The 20,941-nt window shown below is 69.7% G+C and carries 16 protein-coding genes and 3 pseudogenes; 9 read left to right on the forward strand and 10 right to left on the reverse strand.

The genetic code is table 11. The features are described from left to right. Positions 1–102: 102 nt before the first annotated feature. The 3 genes and pseudogenes from ABD954_RS33360 to ABD954_RS33375 all read right to left on the reverse strand — a co-directional run bounded on the left by ABD954_RS33360 (position 103) and on the right by ABD954_RS33375 (position 3,224). Positions 103–801: a hypothetical protein gene (locus ABD954_RS33360; protein ID WP_345491822.1), complete on the reverse strand. Its 699-nt coding sequence runs from the start codon at positions 799–801 to the stop codon at positions 103–105. An 833-nt stretch (positions 802–1,634) separates the two neighbouring features. After that, a pseudogene (locus ABD954_RS33365) lies at positions 1,635–1,810 on the reverse strand (ATP-binding protein); the annotation flags it as partial. Positions 1,811–2,801: 991 nt separating this feature from the next. After that, a complete protein-coding gene (locus tag ABD954_RS33375; protein ID WP_345491824.1) occupies positions 2,802–3,224 on the reverse strand; it encodes an ML domain-containing protein in 423 nt (140 codons plus the stop codon). Between the two features lie 909 nt (positions 3,225–4,133). Here ABD954_RS33375 and ABD954_RS33380 point away from each other — a divergent pair. From ABD954_RS33380 to ABD954_RS33410, 7 genes are all read left to right on the forward strand, one after another. Further along, on the forward strand, positions 4,134–4,325 hold the full coding sequence (locus tag ABD954_RS33380) for a hypothetical protein (RefSeq protein WP_345491826.1): 192 nt from the start codon (positions 4,134–4,136) through the stop codon (positions 4,323–4,325). 50 nt (positions 4,326–4,375) lie between these two features. Next, complete coding sequence (locus tag ABD954_RS33385) at positions 4,376–4,603, forward strand: hypothetical protein (protein WP_345491828.1); 228 nt, start codon at positions 4,376–4,378, stop codon at positions 4,601–4,603. Positions 4,604–4,663: 60 nt separating this feature from the next. Next, positions 4,664–6,052, forward strand: coding sequence for a hypothetical protein (locus ABD954_RS33390; protein WP_345491830.1), 1,389 nt, complete (start codon positions 4,664–4,666; stop codon positions 6,050–6,052). An 820-nt stretch (positions 6,053–6,872) separates the two neighbouring features. Then, positions 6,873–7,304: a hypothetical protein gene (locus tag ABD954_RS33395; RefSeq protein WP_345491832.1), complete on the forward strand. Its 432-nt coding sequence runs from the start codon at positions 6,873–6,875 to the stop codon at positions 7,302–7,304. A gap of 136 nt (positions 7,305–7,440) precedes the next feature. Then, positions 7,441–7,851, forward strand: a complete 411-nt coding sequence (locus ABD954_RS33400) for a hypothetical protein (RefSeq protein WP_345491833.1) — start codon at positions 7,441–7,443, stop codon at positions 7,849–7,851. After that, the gene (locus ABD954_RS33405; RefSeq protein ID WP_345491835.1) at positions 7,845–8,255 is read left to right on the forward strand and encodes a peptidoglycan-binding domain-containing protein; all 411 of its coding nucleotides are present in this window, start codon (positions 7,845–7,847) and stop codon (positions 8,253–8,255) included. The genes ABD954_RS33400 and ABD954_RS33405 overlap by 7 nt, the downstream gene beginning before the upstream one ends. 43 nt (positions 8,256–8,298) lie before the next feature. Next, on the forward strand, positions 8,299–8,616 hold the full coding sequence (locus ABD954_RS33410; protein ID WP_345491837.1) for a peptidoglycan-binding domain-containing protein: 318 nt from the start codon (positions 8,299–8,301) through the stop codon (positions 8,614–8,616). A gap of 145 nt (positions 8,617–8,761) precedes the next feature. Here ABD954_RS33410 and ABD954_RS33715 read toward each other — a convergent pair. The 5 genes and pseudogenes from ABD954_RS33715 to ABD954_RS33430 all read right to left on the reverse strand — a co-directional run. Further along, positions 8,762–8,920 (reverse strand): annotated as a pseudogene (locus ABD954_RS33715) (transposase); the annotation flags it as partial. A 206-nt stretch (positions 8,921–9,126) separates the two neighbouring features. Next, positions 9,127–10,188, reverse strand: coding sequence for a sensor histidine kinase (locus ABD954_RS33415; RefSeq protein ID WP_345491839.1), 1,062 nt, complete (start codon positions 10,186–10,188; stop codon positions 9,127–9,129). An 89-nt stretch (positions 10,189–10,277) separates the two neighbouring features. Then, entirely contained in the window at positions 10,278–10,955 is a 678-nt protein-coding gene (locus ABD954_RS33420) for a response regulator (RefSeq protein ID WP_425584100.1), read from the reverse strand. Positions 10,956–11,249: 294 nt separating this feature from the next. After that, entirely contained in the window at positions 11,250–11,720 is a 471-nt protein-coding gene (locus ABD954_RS33425; protein ID WP_345491841.1) for a hypothetical protein, read from the reverse strand. Between the two features lie 17 nt (positions 11,721–11,737). Further along, the gene (locus ABD954_RS33430) at positions 11,738–16,117 is read right to left on the reverse strand and encodes a DNRLRE domain-containing protein (RefSeq protein WP_345491843.1); all 4,380 of its coding nucleotides are present in this window, start codon (positions 16,115–16,117) and stop codon (positions 11,738–11,740) included. 1,348 nt (positions 16,118–17,465) lie between these two features. On the opposite strand from ABD954_RS33430, the pseudogene ABD954_RS33435 reads away from it, so the two are divergent. Next, positions 17,466–17,888 (forward strand): annotated as a pseudogene (locus ABD954_RS33435) (S1 family peptidase); the annotation flags it as partial. Positions 17,889–18,130: 242 nt separating this feature from the next. Here ABD954_RS33435 and ABD954_RS33440 read toward each other — a convergent pair. Continuing rightward, complete coding sequence (locus ABD954_RS33440; protein WP_345491845.1) at positions 18,131–18,712, reverse strand: snapalysin family zinc-dependent metalloprotease; 582 nt, start codon at positions 18,710–18,712, stop codon at positions 18,131–18,133. A gap of 1,173 nt (positions 18,713–19,885) precedes the next feature. On the opposite strand from ABD954_RS33440, the gene ABD954_RS33445 reads away from it, so the two are divergent. Then, positions 19,886–20,164 carry a tyrosinase family protein gene (locus ABD954_RS33445; protein ID WP_345492643.1) on the forward strand — a complete coding sequence of 93 codons (279 nt, stop codon included), beginning with the start codon at positions 19,886–19,888 and terminating at the stop codon, positions 20,162–20,164. A 265-nt stretch (positions 20,165–20,429) separates the two neighbouring features. Here the strand turns inward: ABD954_RS33445 and ABD954_RS33450 are convergent, their stop codons facing one another. Further along, positions 20,430–20,732 carry a hypothetical protein gene (locus tag ABD954_RS33450; RefSeq protein ID WP_345491847.1) on the reverse strand — a complete coding sequence of 101 codons (303 nt, stop codon included), beginning with the start codon at positions 20,730–20,732 and terminating at the stop codon, positions 20,430–20,432. Positions 20,733–20,941 lie beyond the last annotated feature (209 nt).

Below are 20,941 nucleotides of genomic sequence, written 5' to 3' on the forward strand. Positions count from 1 at the left end.
CGGACCGCCACCAGAAGCAGCCTCCACGCTTTTGTCGCACCGGCCGCGACCGGCCGCGGCACGACCAGCGGGATCGGTAAGGGCGTCCTCGGCCGCGGCGGCTCAGCGCAGCAGCGCTCCGCGCAGAGTGATGCCGTGCCGCGTGCGCAGACGCCGCAGTTCCCACAGAGCAACGACGGAGACGGACAGCGGGCCCCCGAAGGTGAACGCCATCCGTGCCACCAGCGGCACACCGTCGTAGGCGCCTCTGAACAGGTCGAACAGGGCGACTTCCCAGACGAGCAGCGTTGCGAGGAGCGGAGGTAGCGTCTCGTGCAGGTCTGCTGTGCGGAAGACGTGCACCAGCGACTGCGTGATGCCGTAGAAGGCGAAGGGCGCCAGCCACAGCAGAGAGGCGCCCAGGGCGAGCAGCAGCACGACCCGGCCGGGCGACGCCGTCCAGTTCGTCCCCTCGTGAACGTAGCCCAGTCCCGTGACCAGCCGCGGCGCGGCAATCGTGACGGTCAGCGCGAGCAGCGCCCCGGCGGGCTTGCCCGCGCGGCGCAGGAACAGACGCCGATGAGGCGGGCGTGCCGCCGCGATGAAAACGGCGACGGCCACGGGGAAGGTAACCGCGAGCACGATCAGAGTGGTGCGAATCTGGGCGAAGCGGTCGTCCACTACGGCGTCGGCGTCGGACGCCAGCCCGTAGGACACCAGCATCCACGTCACCGCGACCAGACCGACGACCGACCGCACCACCTGCACCCTCTTCACCACCGGATCATCCACGCGGTCGGGCCGGGACGGCGTGAACACCACACGCGCCACCGCGATCGGATTGAACAGCCGCCTCAAAGTCAGGCGGCGCGCCGGACCCGGTGGCCATGAGCCCGCCGGCGGTACGGTCCGCGCATCCGGTCCCGGTGCTCGTCCCGCTCCGTAGCCGTTCCACGGAGCGCCGCCCCCGCCATCGCTCACCTTCGTACCCTTCCTGTCGTCATATCCGGGTCATGAGGAGAATTCCAGATCCCCGCCGGCCAAGACACCCCCGCCCTCATGCGATTGCGCAGCGAGCGCGACCCCCGCGCTCGCTGCGGTTTCCTTCTGCGGGGGTCTCGAACGCGACACGCCCGAGCTTGTCGCCGACTGCCGCCGCCCTCGTGCGCCACGAGCACACGCCGCCAGGCCGTTCGGGGTTGGCCGGGCAGCAAGGCGCGATTGTCCGGCCGGCCCCGAGGCTCGCTTTCGCACGGCCTGGAGGTCCGGCACGGGTGCGGTGGATCAGTTGGTGTTCAGGTGTCGGCGTACTCGTCCATGTGCAGAGCTGCGTACGGATGAACGTGCAGAGCTGCGTACGGATGAACGTGCAGAGCAAGGAGCCCCTGCGTGCGGTGACGGATTGCGAGGACTTTCCCACCTGGAGCGAGCCGACCAGGTCGTTGCCACGGTGCCTGGTGGAGGGCGGCGGGTGCACTGGAGGGACGAGGGACCAGGGGGGACGCCTCTGACGGAACAGGTGCTGGCCTGGCTCATCACGTCGCAGGGGCGGGCGACGGCCGTCACGGTCGATGCCCAGGGGCATGTCGAGGACGCTGATGGTGCCGAGGCCTTCATCCCGCCGGGCGAGGATCCGGCGTCCTGATCGCAGCTGGTCAGGCCACGTCGTTCTCTCGCTCGATGGCCTGGAGACGGTTCTTCAGCCGATGGCTGGGGCCGTTGATGGACATCACTTCGCAGTGGTGGAGAAGCCGGTCGGGGTGGCGGTGGCGAGGACCTCGGCGCCGAAGACCTGGCCCCATTCGCTGAAGGTCTTGTTCGAGGTCAGGATGTACTCCGGCCCGTGACCGGCCGTTCGTCGACCGGCGCGGAGGCGCGGCGGGTCCGTCGGCTGCGAAGTACTTGCTGACCGTCCGCCAGTTCAGGCCCGTCTCCTTAGCGACCTCGGTCAGGGCTCATCGTTCCGGACTCGACCACGCCGCGAAAGCGCCGTAGCTCCAGCCAGCGCTGCGGATCCAGGACCGCGGCCACCCCATCTCTGCGACCTCGCCCAACAAGCAGCAGAGTGCCGAACCCTGAACCTCAGCACCTCACCGAACCCTGCACGTTCATCCGTACGCGGCCCTGCACGTTCACGTGCACGCCGACAGCGGCTGCGGCCCACCGCGGGATCGAGCCGCCTGAGGGCCCGGAGCCGCCTGGTCGCTGATGATTGGGAGATGGCTGAGGGCACGGCTGACGCGCCCAGGGGAGGACGGCCTTCCCGCGCTGGCCGCGTCCCGCCGGCGCACGATGGACGAGCTTCGCCGAGACCGACCGCTACCGGCCGCGGTGGCGGGTGATCACCCCCGAGCAGCTTGAGTCGCTGGTCGGCGGTCCGGTCGAGACTCGACCGCGGCGCCGGCTACGTGCCACGCCCCCGGGAGCCGTAACCGCAGATGGTGTTCGAGGCGTACGCGGTCGTCCGCCTCGCTCGCCCGGAGCCGTTGTGGCGTCCAGGATCCGGGCTGGGGTCTGAAGGATTGTGGCTGGGGCGCTGTGCCTGGGGCACGACACGGTAGTCGGCCTGTAAGTCCTCAGCACCCCGCCTGGGCCACGACGGGCGGGATGTGGGCCTCCGCCCGGGTGTCTGGCACACCGCGGACTCGTTGTCGGGGCATGCTCACCGACTTCACTCACGCCGGCCTCGACACGTCGCGCCGCCTGGTCCTGCGCGCGCGTAGCGCCTTGGACCCGGGGGACCGGGACACGGCCCGGGCCCGGCTCCACCACCGAGTAGTCGGCTGGAGCGACGTCACGGATGAGCAGCATGCCCCGAGGTGTCAGATCCTGCCGCAGTCGTAGGTGAGGTCCAGTCCGAGCAACTCGCCGCCTTCGCCGCTGTTCCAGCCCGTGATCTTCACGTTGAACCGGGTCCGCGGGATGGCCCGCTTCACGGTGCGGGTGTACGTCAGCGTCACCGGTCCGGGCGCGATGGTCTCCCCGGCGCCCAGACCCTCCACGGTCAGCGAACCCGCCCGGATGAGTTCATACAGGTCGAGCCTCTCCTGGTGCAGCTTCATCTGTCCTGTCTTGACGGTGACGTCAAAGCTGGCGCCCTCCGTGATCGGGGCCTGGGCCACACCCCTGATCACTATCTTCACCTCCGCGCCGGGTTCCGGCGCTTCGGGACTGAACTCGATCTTCTCGACAACCAGTACACCCGCGTCCTCAGCAAGGAGGTCTTCACACAACAGAGTCGTCATGGGTCGCACGGTAGAGAAAGGTGAGAAGGCCCAGCAGGGAACTGGCCGGGTTTCACCCCATCGGAGGAGCTGTGGCGTGGGCTCGGGGGAGACCGGTTTCTCCGCCCTGAGGAACACCGGGACAGCGGTCAACGCCAAGCCCGTGCTCATGGTCGGAACGGGGGCTCAGGGCGTGGCCGGGGGGCCAGAGGATGTTCCTGCTCGCCAGCAGCCCGGCATACGGGGGCGGCCATACGGCGCAGGCCAGGAGGGATTCGTCCTCCGGGTGCGCGAACACACCCAGAAGGAATGGGCAGGACACACCGTGAGAGGGCGGGATCACGACGGTGCCTTCCTGCCGAACGCGGTGGCTGGTGTGGGCGCCGGGCTAGGCGCAGTCGGGGAGTGGAAGGCCTGGAAGTGAGTGGGCGGGTGGTCGAGCGGCACGTCCGGTTTCCAGGCGGTCAGGCTCTGGGCACCCGGTACGAACAGCGGGCCAGGGCAGCGCGCCCAGGGGCAGAACCGCCAGGGTCCGATGGTGTGGGTGGGGGTGTTGGTGTGTTGGGTGCCGGGTGGTCCGGCGGGGGGAGTTGGCGGTTCGACGGGTGTGGTCCGTGCGCAGGATGGCCGGCCGGGTCGGCCTGGCCGGGTGCGGGCCATCTCCGCCAGCGGCAGGGCCGCGGCCACGGCATTGGTCGCGCTCGGGCGCAGCACGGCGGCCAGGATGGAGAGGGTGGCGACATCGACGGCGATGGTCAGCTCGGGCCGGGCCAGGTGCCCGTCGTCGAAGAGGGCCAGAACATCCAGGCGGGTGGTGTCGATCTGGACCTGCTCGCCGGCCGCAGCGCGGTGGCGGCGCACCGGCTCGCGGACGGCTAAATTCAGCGGGCGGACCTAGTGGTGCGGGCGCCGGAGGCGGGGGTGCCGGTGATGCTGCTGGAGATCGACCGCCGCACCGGGGACGCGCACGATCTGGTGACCAAGCTGCGCCGGTACGGGGAAGTTGCGGCGGGTGACGTCCTGTTTCGCATTGGGATCCTGCCGTCGAGGGAAGAGGCAGGCCGCGCCAAGTACCTCGTGAGACGGGTCATACGGGCGGTGTCCAGGGTCCGGCCTGAGTGAATATGGTCGTCCGATGGCGCGTTCGAAGTCTTCGGGAGGGGAGAGTGTCGGTGGACATCGTCGCGATTATGGAAGCACTGGCCGAACAGGGCGTAACGGTGCTGTTCAAGGCCGACGCTGAGCGGATGGCAGAGAGGGGCAAGCCTTGGACCTTCGTCGCCAGTGGAGCGCCCTTGCGCGAGGACGTCCTTGTGCGCACCGATGCCGCGTCTGTGGAGCAATGCCTCGCAGCGTGCTTGCCCCGCCGGCGTGAGCTGGGCTTTTCGTTCCCTGAGTGAGAGAGCGGATGTGACCGAACCGCCGCCCTGGATGTCAGTGCCGGCTGCTTGCATGAGCCCATGGACACCGTGCACACGACCGCCGCTCTCCTCCCGGGCCCCGCCGAGCTCCGCGCGCACCTGCGCGCGCTCGCCGTGCTGGACCAGGCGATCTGCCGCGACCCGCGGTTCTCCCGCTACTCCTTCTCCACCACCTGGGGGCCTGGGACGGAGGCGGCCCTGATGGACAACGGCTCGGGTGACGACTTCTCCGTCCTCTTCACCCCGGCCGGTGTGCTCGTCCACGGCTTCGACCACTTGTCGGAGATGAGCCCGTACGCCACGGACGACGAACAGGTCTGGCCCGGTGTCATCGACGAGGTGCCCGCCGCGCTGCGCCCGCTCCTGGACGACCCCGCCTTTGTCGACGAGGGCCTCGGCGCCCCGCGGGTCACCGCCTGCCTGTGGTGGGAGGCCGGCGGCAGCGCCTGGCGCACCGGCTCGGGCATCGAGTTCCCCTCGGGCAGCCCGGACCCGGACGGCGCCGGACACCTCTTCCGCCTCCTCACCGACCGCTCCCCCGAGGCCGTCCAGGCGCACTTCGAGGAGGACTACGGGCGGCCCGTCCCTCTCGACACCGTCCGCCACGTCCTCGCAGGCCACCCCCCGACCCCCGAAGCCGCCCGCGGCCTCAACCCGGCCGCCCTCTCCGACGAGGCCCTGCTCCGACGGATCGCCGCAGACCCCGAGGTCGAGGCGTACCTCGCCTGCGACGGCGAGTTCGACCTCACGCGGACCGACCCCATCGAGTCGATCGCTCTGCCGGGCGGTCTCCCGGTGGAGCCCGTGGCCGGCTGCAACGCGGGAGGCACCCACTATCTCTGCGGCCCGGCCGGCTCCGACCTCGTCCGCCCCGTCCTCTACACCGACTCCGAGGGCCAGGCTTCCCTCATTGCGGAGTCCCTCGCCGAGGCCCTGACCCTGGCCATCGTCCTCCCCTCCTGGCACGACGCCCTGGCCGGCTTCCGTCCCCCCGCGCTCAACGCCGACTACCTTGAGGACAACCCGGACCACCCCGAGGTCCGCGACCGCCTCCTCGCCGCCCTCCGCCTCCCCCCGGCCACCGAGGCCGAGGTCCTGGCCCGCCTCCTCACCACGGCCGCCCGCACCGTCCCGGACGGCTTCCTCCCTTCGGTCGAGGCGAGGAGGGCGCGGCCTTCAAACCGATGCTCCGTCTGCCGGCCGAGGAGGACAGCCCTGCCGTGCGCCGCCTTCCGGACCGCCGATGTCCTGCCGTGCTGCAGAGGGACGTGGATCTCACGTAGGTGCACTTGGAGGCTGACCGGCTACCTGTCGGGCGTTTGCGCAGGCAGCACGGTGGATCCGGCGTGGCGCGTTGAGGTGCCGGGCAAGGAGGGCCTCGTGGGCTTGGTGGATGCTGTGACCGGAATCGTGATCGACGAAACGTGACCGGGGGAGCCTCCGGAACGTGATGCGGCTCAAGGCCTGCCCGTCCATGTGCCGGTCCGGACGCGTACTCGGTCACCTCGTTCTTGTACGCGCTTATCGGCGACCTCGACGACGGTGCCACCGTCTGCACCATCCACGGCGGACCATTGTCAATGGCCACCCCGACCACTGACCGGTGACCAGCGGGGGTCCCCTCCATGACCAGCTTCCGCGCGGCAGACCGTCCGCATTCGCACTGGCTCGTCCTCGTCGACCTCCCGCCCGGTCAGGGCTGGCGGAACGGCTACCGGTCCTGCGCGAGAGGCGCCCCCGCTCCTTCAGCGGGCCGCCGACGCCGCCCTGTACGAAGGCCGACATTCGGGCCGGGCGGTCTTGGCGACCGCCGCGCACGCCTCCGTGCCGCAACGGGCGCCGCGCGGGCAGGCCGGGCACGGCGGTGTGGGGGCGTGCGGCATGAGCACCGCTGCCCTTCCGCCAACGGGTGACTGGATCCGGGGTATCAGCGTCAAGCGCCGCACGCCGCCTGCCTCCTCGTCGGGGCCAAGACGATCGAGAACATGCCCCAGGCGTGGTCGTGGCGAGGCTGGCTGTTTCTACACACGAGCCAGAAGAGCGACCGACGTCGTCGACAGGTGACCTCGAATCACCAGGGGCCTTGCCGTGCACCCAGGACGTCAGTGCGGCCTCGGGCGGAGGTTGTACAAGGTCAAACTGTGGTTGTACGCAGGCCGAAAAACGCTCAACCCATTACCCGATGCGCACCACGACCTCGCATCCCTAGGGTCTTGTCGAACCCACTCGGTGAATCCAAAGGAAAGGGATGGATCAGATGCGAACGACAGCCCGACGCCGTATGAAAGTGGTTGTGGCGGTGGCGGTTATCGGTGTTTCCGCGTTGGCGACTACCACCGCAAGCGCCCAGCAGCCGAACCAGCAGACTGCCATTTCCGAGCCCGCCCCCCAAAACGCGGCCGCCCAGGCCATCAACACGACGGTCGACGCCAACAGCCAGCTGCGCTGGGGACCCTACCTGAGCAGCCGCAAGGCCGGCGTGACCGGCGCCAAGTCCAGCTTCTACGTTGAGTGCTACAAGCGCGGCTCGGACTACAACGACGGCAAACACCACACCGACATCTGGTACCGGGGCGTGGTCACCGACGAATCGACCAGCCACACCTACAGAAACGTCTACTCCTGGGGCGGCAACGTGAACACCCCGCACGACCCGCCGGCAGGCCTCGGCCGCTGCTGACCCCCACGCACACCACGACGAAACCGTGCCGGTGCGCCCCGCGACGCGCCGGGGAGCACCGGGCCGCTGCCGACCGGTCAAGACCGGCCGAAGGGCCGTTTCGGACCGCTCACAGGCCGACTCACAAGGAGCACGGATGACCTGCAAGAACCACACCGCCACCATCGCCGGAGCGTCCCAGCGAAAGCCGGCTGGCCGGCTGCGGCAGCTGCCACGGATCACCGCAGGCGCCATGCTCCTGGTCCTGGCGGCCGCAGGTGCGGCCCAGGCAAGCCCGGCGGCGTACCGCGGATGCGACTACCCGTACGTCTGCCTCTACCAGGGGGAGACGGAGACCGGTCGATACAAGGACGTCACCGCCGACTGGCAGGTGCTGCGCGACAGCCGTGGCGCCACCTACCTGGTGAACACCCGCAGGGACGACACCGTTCTGATGCACTTCACCAACGGCAGGGTCGTCTGCGTCCCACCCCTGGCCAACCCCGCTAGCCCCTTCATGTACGGAACCATCGACAAGATCCAGATCAGGAGCACGTCACGATGCTGAACCCCGCCTCCGCCAACGCCGCGTCACATACAGGGCCATTGCCCATACGGATACGTGCCACGTTCACCACCGTTCTCGTCTTCACCGCTGCCCTCATCGGCGGACTCATCCCCGGCGCGGCCTCCGCGGCCGCGGCTGCGCCTGCCTCACCCGCCCAGGTCGCCATGGGCAGGTGCGGACTCTACAACGGCAGCGATCTCATCAGCCGCGGTGACCGGGGCACGAAGGTGAAGGAAGCCCAGTGTCATCTGCACGCCTGGCGCTACCTTCCCGAGTCAACGGATGTCGACGGCGAGTTCGGGCCGAAGACAGAGCGCGCCGTCATGGCGTTCCAGCGGGACCGCAGGCTTGCCGTCGACGGAATCGTGGGACCGAGGACATGGGCGGCGCTGCGCAATGGATGAACGGAAGACCGGCAAGAGAACGTACGTAGCGGTGCTGGCCGCTGTGGCGATCGCCACCATCTCGGCGACCGGCTCCCCGGCAGCCGCCCTCGCGCCCGCCCCCGGCACCCTGAGCGCCGCCAACTGTGCCACCTTCCGTCCCTTCCTGTCCTCGGGGGACAGCGGGCCGTGCGTGGCTTTCCTCCAGCGCAGACTGAACGCGAAGGGTGCCGGGCACCTCACGGTGGACGCGGTGTTCGGCCCGGCCACCACCCGCGCGGTGAAGAGCTTCCAGAGGGCCTGCGGCTTTCGCAACCACGAGATCGACGGCTTGGTGGGCCCCAAAACCTGGGCTGGCCTGATCGACGGCTCCTGCGTCTGAACTCCCGCCAGCCGGCGCTGGCGGGTCGGCAGGGCGCCACCTGGTGAGCCGTGCTCCGGGGCACAGTCGAGCCGGTCCGGCGGCGGCGAAGGACACGAGAGGCCTGGGTTCTGCCGTCACATGTCACGCCCACATCAGGAGTGGCCGACGCGAGGGTGACGGCTGCTGCGTAGGACTCGGCGGTCTTGTCGTACCGGGTGGCGATGCCACGTCACTGTTTCAGCGGGTTGAAGCACCGTTCCACGACGTTGCGGCGCTTGTAGATCTCGCGGTCGAAGGCCGGCGGGCGGCCTCCGCGGCTGCCGGGCCGGGCCTCGTGGAGTCGACCGACACCAGCCAGTCGATGTCGCCCGCCGCGTCCGCTTTGGCCTGAGCGGCCCGCAGCATCCCGTCGAATGAAGACGGTCGGGGCCGGCGGGCCCGCCCGACCATCCGCCGGCCGTGGGGGACGATCCATCCGATCGGCGGGGTGCCCCCACCGCGGGGCCGACGCCTGTCGGCCGGCACTCGTCAGAACGGGAACGCCGCCTCGACGACGAAGCCGCCTGCGGCGGGCACGCGCGCCTGGAGGGTGCCGCCGAGGAGGTGAGCGCGTTCCCGGAGGCCGATGAGCCCGTGGCCCCCGCCTGGCAGGTCGAGCGGCCGGGCGGCGGGCTCGGGCGCCGTGTTGCTCACGAGGACCCTGATGGTCCGGGCGTCGATGCGGAGACGCACGTGGGCAGCGGCTCCGGGCGCGTGCTTGTGCACGTTGGTCAGGGCTTCCTGGACCGTGCGGTAGACGGCTCGCTCCACGGCTTCCGGCACGTCTTCCGCCGGCGGGCCGTCGGGCAGGTCCAGCGTGATCTTGAGACCGGTGGCCTGGGCCAGTTCAGGAATGTCGGCGAGGCGAGGTTGCGGCGCCGGCTCGCACGTGGCCCCTCCGGACGCGCGCAGCACACCGACCATGTGCTGGAGCTCGGCTATGGTCTGTGCCGACAGCTCGAGGATCACGCCTGCACTCCGGCGGGCGTCGACCTTGTGCGGCTCGCCGACTTGCAGCGCACCGGCCTGGAGGCTGATGAGACTGACCTTGTGTGCGACGACGTCGTGCATCTCTCGGGCGAGACGGGCCCGCTCGGTGGACAGCACTTGTTCGGCGAGCAGACGGTTCTCTCTGAGGCGGCTCGCGGTGACTTCCAGGAGCTGCTCGCGTCGTAGCCGGACCGATCGTCCGAGGACGACAGCGCCGCCCTGCAGGACGCAGGTGTCCAGCATCAGCAGCAGGCTTTCCTGATCAAGACGCAAGGCGGAGAGGTCCTCGAGCGGGTGCGGGATGAAGTGTGCGGCTGTGACCGCTGCCACCCCGATGCCGCTGAGGATCCACCGTCGGCGCCGCACGGCCAGGCAGTACAGCGCGATCAACGGCGCGAAGGCGATGCAACCGAGAGAGAGGCCAGGCAGTGTGGCCAGCAGTGCCACCTCGGGAGCACGCCACCGCAGGAGCAGCGCGGCGGCTCCGACGAGTGCGATCAGGAGTTCGTGACCACTGGCGGACCCGTTCACCAGCACCGCTTCCGCGCAGGCGAGGGTCACGGGGAGCGCAGCGCCGGCCAGGTGCCGAAGAGGTGAGGACCGCCGACAGGTGGGCCAGATGCGTAGCCCTCCGCAGGTTTTTGTCAGGTTCACAGTCTGGGTGCGCCGAACGTCTCGGCACTGTCGGCGACCAGGTGGGCGCGGTCCGCGAGCACGGCTGCCTGCACGCGGTTGAGACCTCCGAGCTTCGAGAGCAGGGAGCTCACATGGTCCTTGACCGTACTGGGCGACAGGTGGAGCCGGCGGGCGATGTCGCGGTTGGTGCACCCCTCGCCGATGAGGGCGAGCACCTCACGCTCACGCGTGGTCAGATGCTCGACACGCCGAGTAGCCGCCCTTGGTCGCGTGGCCTGGAGATAGCCCCCGATCACCGGGCCGGCTGCCTCGGGCGCCAGTACTCTGCCGCCCGCCGCGAGCACTCGAACCGCCTGAACGAGCTGCTCCGGGGCGGTGTTCTTCATCAGGAACCCTGCCGCTCCGGTGCGCAGTGCCTCGTCGATGTACTCGGTGGCGTCGAAGGTGGTCAACATCGCCACCGCCGGCGCGCTCGGTAGACCGGCAAGCCGCCGCAAGACGGCCAGCCCGTCCACATCCGGCATGCGGATGTCCAGGAGCAGCACCTGGGGTTCGTGGCGTCGCACGGCCTCGACGGCATCGGCACCGCCACAGCAGAAGGCCACGGATACGTCCGACGCAGAATCCAGGATCACTTCCAGTCCCGTGCGGACCAATGGCTCGTCGTCCACGATCGCGACTCGGATCACCATCACTCCTTACATGGGCAAACCGGGGCGAGTGCTATGACGGGATGAGAGGGCAAAGGGTGGCTTCATCGCCATGTGCGTTCCGCCACAGATCCACCCGCGCGCCTCAGCTGGTGTCGTACTTCGTGGAAACCCCAAGCAGCGCGGGTGGCCCCGCCTCGAGTTCTCGACGCTTTCCACCGGGGCGGGTGCGAACGCCGAAGCCCGTGTCGGCGCTCGTTCGCCGACACGGGCCAAGGTGGTGGTGGATGGCGGCCGGGACACCCAGGGTGTCCCGGCCGCCGGGGGCTGTGGTTGTCAGCCGGGCTGCTGTCCGGCCGGTTGGGGCAGGACCACTCCGAATGCGTCGCCGTCAGCCCGGTCGAGAACCAGTTCGAGAGGTTCGGCGGTTCCCTCGAAGCGGACGGTGACGGTCAGGCGCATCAGGTCGGGTGCCTCGAAGTCGGCCTGCGCCGGCTTCTGGGCGGCCTCGCCCCACTGTTCCACCCAGCGCCGCGCGGCGGCGCCGGTGTCCCGGTCGTCGTCCAGTGCGAGGGAGGCCAGAGCGTCGGCGTCACGGTCGCGCAGGTGGCGCAGGACCAGCTGTGTGGTGCGCAGCGACTCGGGCATGGGCTGTCCGGTCACCTTCAGGCCCAGCTCCCCGGTACCGTCCTTGATCCACCCCGGGGTATGGTCACGGCCGGATGCCGAGGGCCCCGCCTCGCAGGCGGTGAGCGCAAGGAGCGCTGCCAGCAGCAGCACGGCTGCGGTGCGACGTCTGCGAGGCACGTCCGGCCTTCCGGGGCTCATGTCGTCTTACCGGGGCGGATGATGCTCACCGAGCCCACGTCCTTCTTCTTGAGTATGTTCGCCAGGGTGTTGATGTTACTGCCGCCGTGCTGCCTGACCTCGGCGTTCCCTCCGCCGGCGCTCACGATGACCGCCGCGTGGTTCCACGTCCGGTCGCTCTTGTAGTAGACGAACAGGATGTCGCCGGGGCGCGCGTCGTAGCGGGAGATCTCACGGCCGACGCGGTGGGCCTTGAGGTGGTTGCGGAGGTTGTTGGCCGCCGCCCAGCTCCAGCTGGAGGTGACCTGTGCCACACCGCGTGGGTAGACCCTGCGCTGCCACCACTTCGAGCCGTCCTTCTGCCCACCGCTGCGCTGCTTCATCTTGCCGCCGTAGTAGAGGGCCTTGGAGACGAAGTTGGTGCAGTCCTGGCCGTACTCCCAGCGGATCGTGACGTTGCGCTTGGCCCAGGTGGCCGTGCCGCTTCCGGACGGCGCCGCGCGGAGCAGGGCGGGCCTGGCGGGCGGCAGGGGCTCCTCGGGAAGCATGCCGTCGTCGTCGAGTGTGATCAGCGGCTTGTCCTCGGGGTCGGAGCCGCCCTCGTCGACGTGGTCGGGAGCGGGCGGTGCCACCGTCACGACGCTCTGTGCCTCGGCGCCGGTCGGCAGCGTCATCTCGACGTCGGCGTCCGCGGACTCCTGGCTGAGTACCGGGGTGGTGGGGGTGCCGGTGAAGGTGAAGCGGCGTACGAGGTCGCTCTCCTCCCGTTCGGTGGTGCCGTCGGTGTGGGTGAGGACGGAGGTCTCCCGGTAACGGGCGCGCACCAGCACGCTCTGGTCGGGGCCGGTGCCGACGAGTACGTCGGTGAACTCTGGGGTGATCTCCGTGTAGCTGCGGTTGTGGCGCTTGAATGCCTCACGACGGCGGGTGAGCTCCTGCTCCTGGCCGCGCAGCAGGTCGCGGTAGACCGGGCCGTGCTTGCCCGCGGCGGCCGCGGCGTCGGCCGAGGTGTAGGTGCCCTTCAGAAGGGCTGCCCGAGCCTCGGCGTACTCACGGACGGCTTCCGTGTAGCGGCCGCCCCCGCCGGGAAGGCCGGTGGGTCGTACGGTGGCCGACCTGGCCGTCGCACCAGCGCCGTGTGCGGAGCGGGTGGTGACGGTGACCTGGTGGTCGGCGCCGTTGGCCAGTGCGGGGAACACCGCACGGGTGTCCTCGGTGGTGGTACGGGCCACCTCGGCGCCGTCCTTGGTGACGACGACGGTGTAGCTGAGGGTGTCGACGGCGGCGCCCGGGTCGGCCGGCTGGTTCCAGACGGCGAGGAGCCCTCCGTCAGCGGCCACGGCCTTCACCTGCTCGGCTGCGCCGGGCGCGGTCGGGGGCACGTACTCGACCACCAGCGACGGCCGGTCGGCGGGGTCGGCGGCACGTGACGAGTGGTAGACGACGCCGGGCGCCGGGGTGGACTCGTCGCCGTGACGCAGGCTGAAACCGTGGTTGGGGTTCTCCGGGCCCCACCCGGCGACCAGCGGCCCCAGATCGAGGTCCGTGAGTGCGTGCGGCAGCCCGTCCTGGTCCTCGTAGACATCTTCGCTCGTGGCGGCGGCCAGCGCCTGTCCGCTCTCCGCGGGGGACCACGGAACGGTCAGGTCGCCGAGGGTGGCGGCGGGTTCGGCGCAATCGTCCGCGCCCGTGGCACAGTCGGCACGGCGTAGCTTGAGGTGTGCGCCGACGATCCGGGCCCCGGCGGGCAGACCGGCGAGGTCGGGCTTGAACCAGGTGCGCCAGGCGACGCCGTCGGGCGTACCGACGCGCAGCAGGCCGTCCTGGAGCGGGGCGCACGGTGCTCCCGCGCAGTCCTTGTCACCGACGGCGCTCGTGGCGTCCACCAGCGCGTTCCCGCTGATCTCCAGGGTTCGCGTCGTGGGCACCGGGTCCGGCTCCGGAGCGAGGACGGTGAAGGTGCGCTGCGGTGTCCAGGGGGAACAGGCGGCTTCGCCGCAGGCCCGCATCGACCAGCGGTACTGCTTGCCGGTCTCCAGTGCGCCCGCCGGTACGGCCGTGGCGACGCGGTTGCCGGCGTCGGTGCCGGTGGACTCGAGGGCTACGCCGGACATGGTGGTGCCGTCCGCACCGAACAGGGCGAACTCGCCGCGCAGGCGCTCCTGGTTGTCCGCGGTGACCACACCGGACAGCAGCGGGGACGGGGTGCGGGTCGCACCCTCCTGCAGGGAGTGCGGCATGTCGGGCGTGCGGACCACGGCCGGTTCGGCGCCCACACCGAAGGCGTAGGAGGTGGTGGCGGAGAGCAGCCCCCCGGCGTCGAGGGTGCGCACGTGCAGTACATGCCAGCCCTTGTCCGCCTTGAAGGTGACGGTCTGCGGCTTGCCGCCGGTGTTCGCCGGTGCGATCACGGCCTTCGGGGTGGACGGGTCGTCCAGCCCCCACTGGAAGCCGCGGCCGTCGGCCGACGTGGTGACCAGGGTGCAGGTGGTGTCACCTGCGGGCCTGTCCCGCCACTTGTCCTTCGGGAAGTCCGGGCAGGCCACCTGGGGCGCCGCGGGCTTGGTGAAGTCGCCGCGGAAGGGGAGGTACGCACTCCAGGGTCCGTCCGCGGAGCCGTCGCCCGCGCGCACACGCAGCCGCAGACCACCCTCGGGGAGGGCCTTGTTCGCCGGGACGGTCACCTTGGCGATGCCGCCGGAGGCGACGCTCGCACTGGTCATGGTGTGGGCGTAGGTCCCGGCGTCCTTGGTGGCCGGATCGGCGGTCACCTCGAACTGCGCGGTGACGGCGCTCCCGTCGGGGTCGCTCACCTTGGCCGCCAGCACGGGAGTCGCGGAGGTGACGTAGGTCCGCTTCTCCTGGGCGTTGAGCGTGGACGGGCTCAGCGTGAGACCGGTGGGCACGGTGGGCTGGTTGTTGTACGTGACGGAGAGGACCGGCACGTTCGTGGGCGCGTTCCGGGAGTTGAAGCGCTTCCAGGTGTACGCGTCCTTTTCGTCGCTGGCCCGGATGCCGAGGCTGTTCTCCGCGTGCGGGTTGGCTGCCCACGCCTGCATCAGCGTCTTGACGTCGGCGGTGACCCAGCCGTCGGCGCAGCCGGCGCCGAAGCCCTTGGTCTCCGTGCTGGTGGCCCACTTGCGGTTCCAGCTCGGCTGGGCGTCCCACCGGGTGGCGGTGCTGGGGGTGCTGGTGTCCCAGACCTCCCAGGGACGGGCCTGGCAGGACCAGGAGTGGTGGTTCCAGAGCTTCAGGGTGGCGGACTTGATGTCCTTGTTCTTCACCGGACGGTTGTCGAAGCGCAGGAAGGAGCGCGCGATCTGACCGGATCCGTTGTTGCCGAGCTTGAGCTCCTGCGAGGTGGACTGGTCGGTGCCGTAGCCCTCCTGGACGAAGGTGGTGAAGGTGCTGAGCAGGTTGACCGACGGATCGACCGTGACCGGGAACTCGGTCTTCGGGTCCTTCAGGAAATCGGCGTCCGGAGTGAGCGTCAGGTCTATGTCGTCGCCGTTCTGGGCGAGCTGCAGGGAGACGGGGGCGCGGTGCGGGTGCTCGCCGGAGCGCACGTCGACCCGGGCGTCCCACATGACGGGCGCGGGCAGGGTGCCGACGAGCTTCCCGGTCCTGTTGTCGGTGAACGCGACTCCGCCGTCGGCGGCCTTCGCTGTCATGCCCTCGGCGGTGAGCGTCATGCGCACGGTGCCCGCGCTGCTGATCGCCGCCCGGGAGTTGAGGCGCAGGAACTGCTCGAAGCCGGTACGGGTGGTGTCCACCACGAGGTCCGTCTCCGGCAGTGCACCGGGGTAGACGGCACGGTTGCCGGACAGTCGGGGCGCGGGCAGTCGTCCGCGCCACCCGAGGACGACCTGCCGGTCGTCCGTCGAGGTGAGCGACACCAGGGGCGTGGCGGCCGGTGCCGGGGTGGCGGCCGTCAGCCTGCGGGCGGTGGCGGCACCGGCCTGCGGGGCACTGGGGCCCGCGAGCTTCACATCGAGGGGGTGGGCTTTGGCCCGCACCGACCCGTCAGCCTGCGCGGCCAGCGTGACGTCGACGTCACGCCACGCGCCGGCGGCATCGCGATAACGGACGGGGCCAGCGGAGTGGTCCTCCGTCAGGGTTCCGTCGGGGTTGGCCCAGACGGTAAGGGTTTCGGTCCTGCGGTCGGTGACCTCGACGCGCTTCTTCTCCAGACGGGCACGGAGCAGCGCGGAGGTCTCTCCTCCGCCGACGGCGGGCTGGGCGTTCGGTCGGGCCGCCGTGATCGGTTCGGCGGCGGAGAGCGGGGCCACCGCGGTGAGGGATGCCTCCAGCGCCAGCAGGAGGGCCGTGCCGAGCGCGGGTACGGCCAGACCTCTGAAGGCACGCGGACGTCGCCGTGGTATCTCGGAATGTTGCATGAATGGTCCACATCGATCGGCGCCACTAAGGCGCGCGTAAAAAGCGCATAAAAGTAACACGAACATATGGAGACCCGGCCGTGAGGCATCACACAGGAGTCAACCCCGCCGGGAATCTGCATCGCGGGGGAGAAATACCTCTCTGTCGGAACCCGGGCGCAGAATCCGGCCCGGCGACAAGGTTCACCCCCGCCGAACGGCGGGGGTGAACCCGACAATCGGCGGATGGTGTGCCGTTCACCTATGTGTCAGTCTTCTTGCGGAAACCAGAAGGCCCGAAGCCTGCCGGTTACTGCACGGCGCTCGATGACCGTCGGCCGTCGGAGACAGCCAACAACCGCCATGAGCAATATGCGGCGAAGATCGGCACACCTTCGAAGGTCCTCGTTTTTGTTCATTTGCAGCGTCGTTCTTGCGGCGGTCAATAAGTTCCTGGTCGGACCGCAATGTGGTACTCATTTTGACGGCCGTGCGCGATGGTCTCGTTCCTGCGAAAACAGCGGGACTCCCACCGTCGCTTCACCCAGCAAGTGCGTGGCGGGACCCTTTAAGCGTCGGGCCGTGGCTCATCCGCCGGCCTCGCTCCACAACGGGCCGGCCGGGGTGCCGCTCCTGCTGGGCCGCCCGAGGGGCAGGTCGTCGACCGCGCCCTTCGCGCTCACCGCGAAGGGCGCCGAGGCCCCGGCGGGTTCACCTGGGGATACCGCCGGTCCGGAGCCGCACGGCGCGGGGGAGCGGCGCCAAGTCTGTTCGACATCCTTCGGCAACGCCCGCCGGTACTCCGGTCAGGGCCGGTTCGACGGCCTCGGCCGTCTGCGTGTCATTGCCCCCTCGCGGCTGTGTGACCGTTCCTGGGGTCCTTTGGCCCGATCGCCTCGCGCGCCGCACACGTAGGCGTGGGGGGCCGATAGACCTCGCACGTACCTGGTGCTCATGCCATGACCGGTGCCATGCTCCCCAGGTGGTGCCAGCGACCCGCGATCCACGGGAGAGCCCGATGAAGCCCTCTGACAGCATTCCGGTTCAGCGCTTGGAGCCCTCCGAGCCTGAGCCCTACGGGACGAGGGTCGCCCAGACCTATGCGGGAGATCCGCAGGAGTGGCGCAAAGCCCTCGGCGAACGGCTGCTGTTCCAATGGGGCATCTGCGAGCACCCGCAGTCCCCGCGTCCTGTCTCCCTTGACGAAGCCGGGGAACGCTACTTCGAGAGGCAACTCGAACTCGCGGGTCTGTCGACTGGGCGTCGCACGGTGAACCGGATCTTGGACTTGGGCTGCGGCTGGGGCTATCTGCTCGGCCTGATGGCGGACCGCTTCCCCGAGGCGCGGGTCGACGGCGTCAACATGTCCGGCCAGTCGAGCGTCGACATGGGCATCGCGGCCCTGAACTCCGGTCACTCGATCGCCACCGCCGTCACCACCTACGGGAAGGCCGGGACCGTCGCGGTCAAGGGCAGCAGCCGCGCCGCATCGGGAGCTGACCTGTGCAAGTCGGGCCGCACCACCGGCTGGACCTGCGGCAAGGTCAAGTCGTACAACGCCACCGTGAACTACGGCAACACCACGGTCTCGGGTCTGGCCAGCTCCACCGTCTGCAGCGAGGGAGGCGACAGCGGGGGCGCCTACATCTCCGGCCACCAGGCCCAGGGCATGACCTCCGGCGGCCCCAGCGGCCAGAAGTGCACCGGCGGCGTCTACAGCCAGGGCACCTCCTACTTCCAGCCGCTCGACGACGCCCTGCGCCGCTACAGCCTCACCCTGAACACCAACTGACCCGCCTCAACGCTCATAGGGAACGAAGGGGGCTGTGCACCGGAACCGGTGCACAGCCCCCTTCGGTGCGCGCCGGCCACGGAACCTGAGGCGCCAGGACCGGCCCCGCATCCGACGCACCTGTTGCCGGCCGGCATCCACCTTTCCTTGATGTGCCCCACTGCGCGGCCACGACGGGGCATGAAGCGAGATGCCCGACCGCGAGGATCGCGATCGGGCAACGTCGCATCCGGAACAAGCGGTCAGGGCGCCTCCACCAGCACGCGGCCGCGAGCCGGAGCCTGTGCCGTGATGCCGGTCGCGTACGCGCTGTCGACCCGCGAGCGTTCAGTCGCGTCGGGCACGGCGTTCTTACAGCTGGTACCGGCGCTGGAGCCCGACATCAGCTGGGAGCACGGGCCGGGCTTGGTGTCCGGCAGGCCCAGGTTGTGGCCGAGCTCGTGGGCGACGATGCGGGTCTTGTCGTATCCCTGGGCGACCGCCTGACTGCCGAGTTCGAGCCGGACCTGGCCACCCGGCCGGACCGGGCCGAGGGTGGCCTGTGGCCAGCCGGTGGTGGCCACGATCGCGATCTCGGCCCGGGTACCGGGCGCGGCCTTGACCAGCTCGACGTTGCTGACGTTGTTGTTCCAGGCTGCGACTGCTGCCGCGATCGCCTGCTCCCAGCCCCCGGCCCGGCTCACGTCATAGCGGAGCGTGGTCACCGCGGCCGTGTACCGCGCCTTGGTGGGATGGCTTGCGGACACGGCGTGCGCCGCCGGTACCGCTGTCATGAGCACCGCCGTCGCGGTGCCGACAAGACCCAGCCGTATGGAGTGCTTCATCGCTGTCCTTCGTGTGTGTGGGGGGCGGACCGCCCGGGGGCGGGGAACGGGAAGTGCGAGGCGCGTGCGCGGCGGTGGCCGCGCGCCGTGCCGGCTCCACCACCTCGTGCTCGCCGACCGCGAGGTAACGGGGAGACGCTAGATCGGTGAGTCTCACCGACCGCGTTTCCCCGCCGCCGCAGAATCGGGCACACGTCGGTTCTCGCAAGTGCCGCAGCCGCCCTGCCGACAGTGCCGGCGAACCTGACCGACAGGTGTCGAACGCGGATACGGCTACCCGGCAGCGCGATCAAGCGTGTGGGGCAAGGCTGAGTACCGGCATGGCGCCAAACTCCTCGCTGTGTGTCCGCGGAAAGATCAAAGCAGTGCGGCGCGGACAAGTGTCCGCCCGAATGCCGCGGGCGGGGAAGCTCCCACCTTACGATAGGTCCCAACTATCGTCATGATTCAGTCCCATTGCGCCGGTTCGCAGCCGGCCGTCTTCACCACTCCTTCGGGACCCGCAGCCCGCTGGGTGCAGACCGACCACGGACCACCACTTGAGCTTGACCACCTCGTCGAAGTCGACCGGACGCCCAAGCGTCGCCCGGCCCTTTCAGCGGGGCACCCAAACGACGAACCACCCCACGTGGGGACGCCCGCGCAAGACGGTGAGGGCCGTCCACGCGCCCCTGAGGGGCTGGAGGACCCGCTGGCCGGCCGTCGACGGCGACATGCTCGCCGTCGACCTGCGCCGCCGCGACGCGAAGGAGCCGGTCACCTCCATCGCCCACCACCTCGGCGTCGGCCGCTCCACCCTTCACGCACCTTCGCGCCTACGACGAAGCCATCGCCACCGGCCGCGAGCCGGGGCTTCTCTGTCACAGCCCGCGTGCGGACTGGCATCCACCCCGCGCCCGGCAAGATGAGGTCGAGCCCGCGCATCCCTGAACGAACACGGTCCTTGGGCCTCGGACCATTGGACACGCCAGCGGCTCACGATGAGAGGCGGCGGCACCTATGAGCCCTTGAAAGGCGCGAGATGCTGAAGGTCGGAGCGGTTGCCGCCATCGGAGCGGGGCTGGGTTTCGGCAGCACCTCGACTTCCAGCGCGGCGGCACCGACCGCGGTGGTCATCCGCCCCGAGATTCGGGAGCTGAGCCGTGCGCAACTGGCGAGGTTCGTGAACGCCGTCTGCCAGCTCCACTCCGGCACCACTACAACAACATGGTGGCCACGCACTACACCCACGCGAATCACTGGCACAGGGTCCCGGCCTTCCTGCCCTCGATGTGTGTGTACCTCGCTCGCTTCGAGAAGGCGCTGCAGCGCATCGACCGCTCGGTGGTTCTGCCGTACTGGGACTGGAGCCAGGGCTCCCAGGCCCCGGAACGCTCCGTGTGTCTGCGACGGTCTCCAGTGGCTCCACCGGAACGGTTTCGTCTGGCCCCCACTTTTGAGCCGTGTGGGTGACAGGTCAGGGCAGTGCCAAAGGGGAACGGTTTGGAGTGGCCCCACCCCTCGATCGGGTGACGTTTCGCGGGCGTCCTGGGGCGGAGGCGGTCAGGTACGGACGGCGGTCCGCGGCGGCCGGTAGCGTGGGTCCACGGAGCCCGCCCGGCTGCTTCCCCCTGACAGGTTTGCGGACGGGCCGGCGCCTTATTGGGTCGCTGTCGAAGTACTGGCTCACGTACGAACGACATGAAGGTTCATCGGCAGAGGCCGTGGGAAACGCGTCTCAGCTGTCGCGTGTGAAGGTGTCGAGTTCACAGCTGTCGGGGTCGCCGACGTATCCGTAGAGGTATGGATTCTCGCGACTGCCGCTGACGTAGAGACCGTCTCCGTAGTACCCACCGTTGACGTCGCTGTCCCAGTAGCCGCTGATCTTGTGGAAGGTGAAGGAGACAGGCCAGCCGGAGTCGTTGACGGCAGCCAGCTTCCACGTTCCGCTTCCGGTTCTGGCCTTCGTGTCACCGGTGGCTCCGTCAAGATCTGTGGGCCACCCGACGGTGCTGAACGTCCCGTCGTTGTCGAGGGCCAAGCGTCCGGCAGAGCTTTGATAGGTGCCGGCCAGATCCTTCGTGCTGAGTCCCTCTGGCCGCTGGCCTGCCCCAGGGCATGGGGAGTAGCGGCCGCAGCCGGTCGCACTCACCGATGCCGTCAGGATCAGCGTGCATGCCAGACCGAACAGTCTTCGGTTCATATCCCGCCCCCGCCCAAGAGACTCAACTCGTTGCAGTCTCTCAGTGA

This window comes from Streptomyces roseoviridis (assembly GCF_039535235.1).
Taxonomy (GTDB): domain Bacteria; phylum Actinomycetota; class Actinomycetes; order Streptomycetales; family Streptomycetaceae; genus Streptomyces; species Streptomyces roseoviridis.

Coding starts and splice junctions, on each gene's coding strand:
- ABD954_RS33405 (WP_345491835.1), top strand. CDS start 7,845: ATGCTGAACCCCGCCTCCGCCAACGCCGCGTCACATACAGGGCCATTG.
- ABD954_RS33375 (WP_345491824.1), bottom strand. CDS start 3,224: ATGACGACTCTGTTGTGTGAAGACCTCCTTGCTGAGGACGCGGGTGTA.
- ABD954_RS33440 (WP_345491845.1), bottom strand. CDS start 18,712: ATGAAGCACTCCATACGGCTGGGTCTTGTCGGCACCGCGACGGCGGTG.
- ABD954_RS33390 (WP_345491830.1), top strand. CDS start 4,664: ATGGACACCGTGCACACGACCGCCGCTCTCCTCCCGGGCCCCGCCGAG.
- ABD954_RS33420 (WP_425584100.1), bottom strand. CDS start 10,955: ATGGTGATCCGAGTCGCGATCGTGGACGACGAGCCATTGGTCCGCACG.
- ABD954_RS33430 (WP_345491843.1), bottom strand. CDS start 16,117: ATGCAACATTCCGAGATACCACGGCGACGTCCGCGTGCCTTCAGAGGT.
- ABD954_RS33380 (WP_345491826.1), top strand. CDS start 4,134: ATGCTGCTGGAGATCGACCGCCGCACCGGGGACGCGCACGATCTGGTG.
- ABD954_RS33395 (WP_345491832.1), top strand. CDS start 6,873: ATGGATCAGATGCGAACGACAGCCCGACGCCGTATGAAAGTGGTTGTG.
- ABD954_RS33400 (WP_345491833.1), top strand. CDS start 7,441: ATGACCTGCAAGAACCACACCGCCACCATCGCCGGAGCGTCCCAGCGA.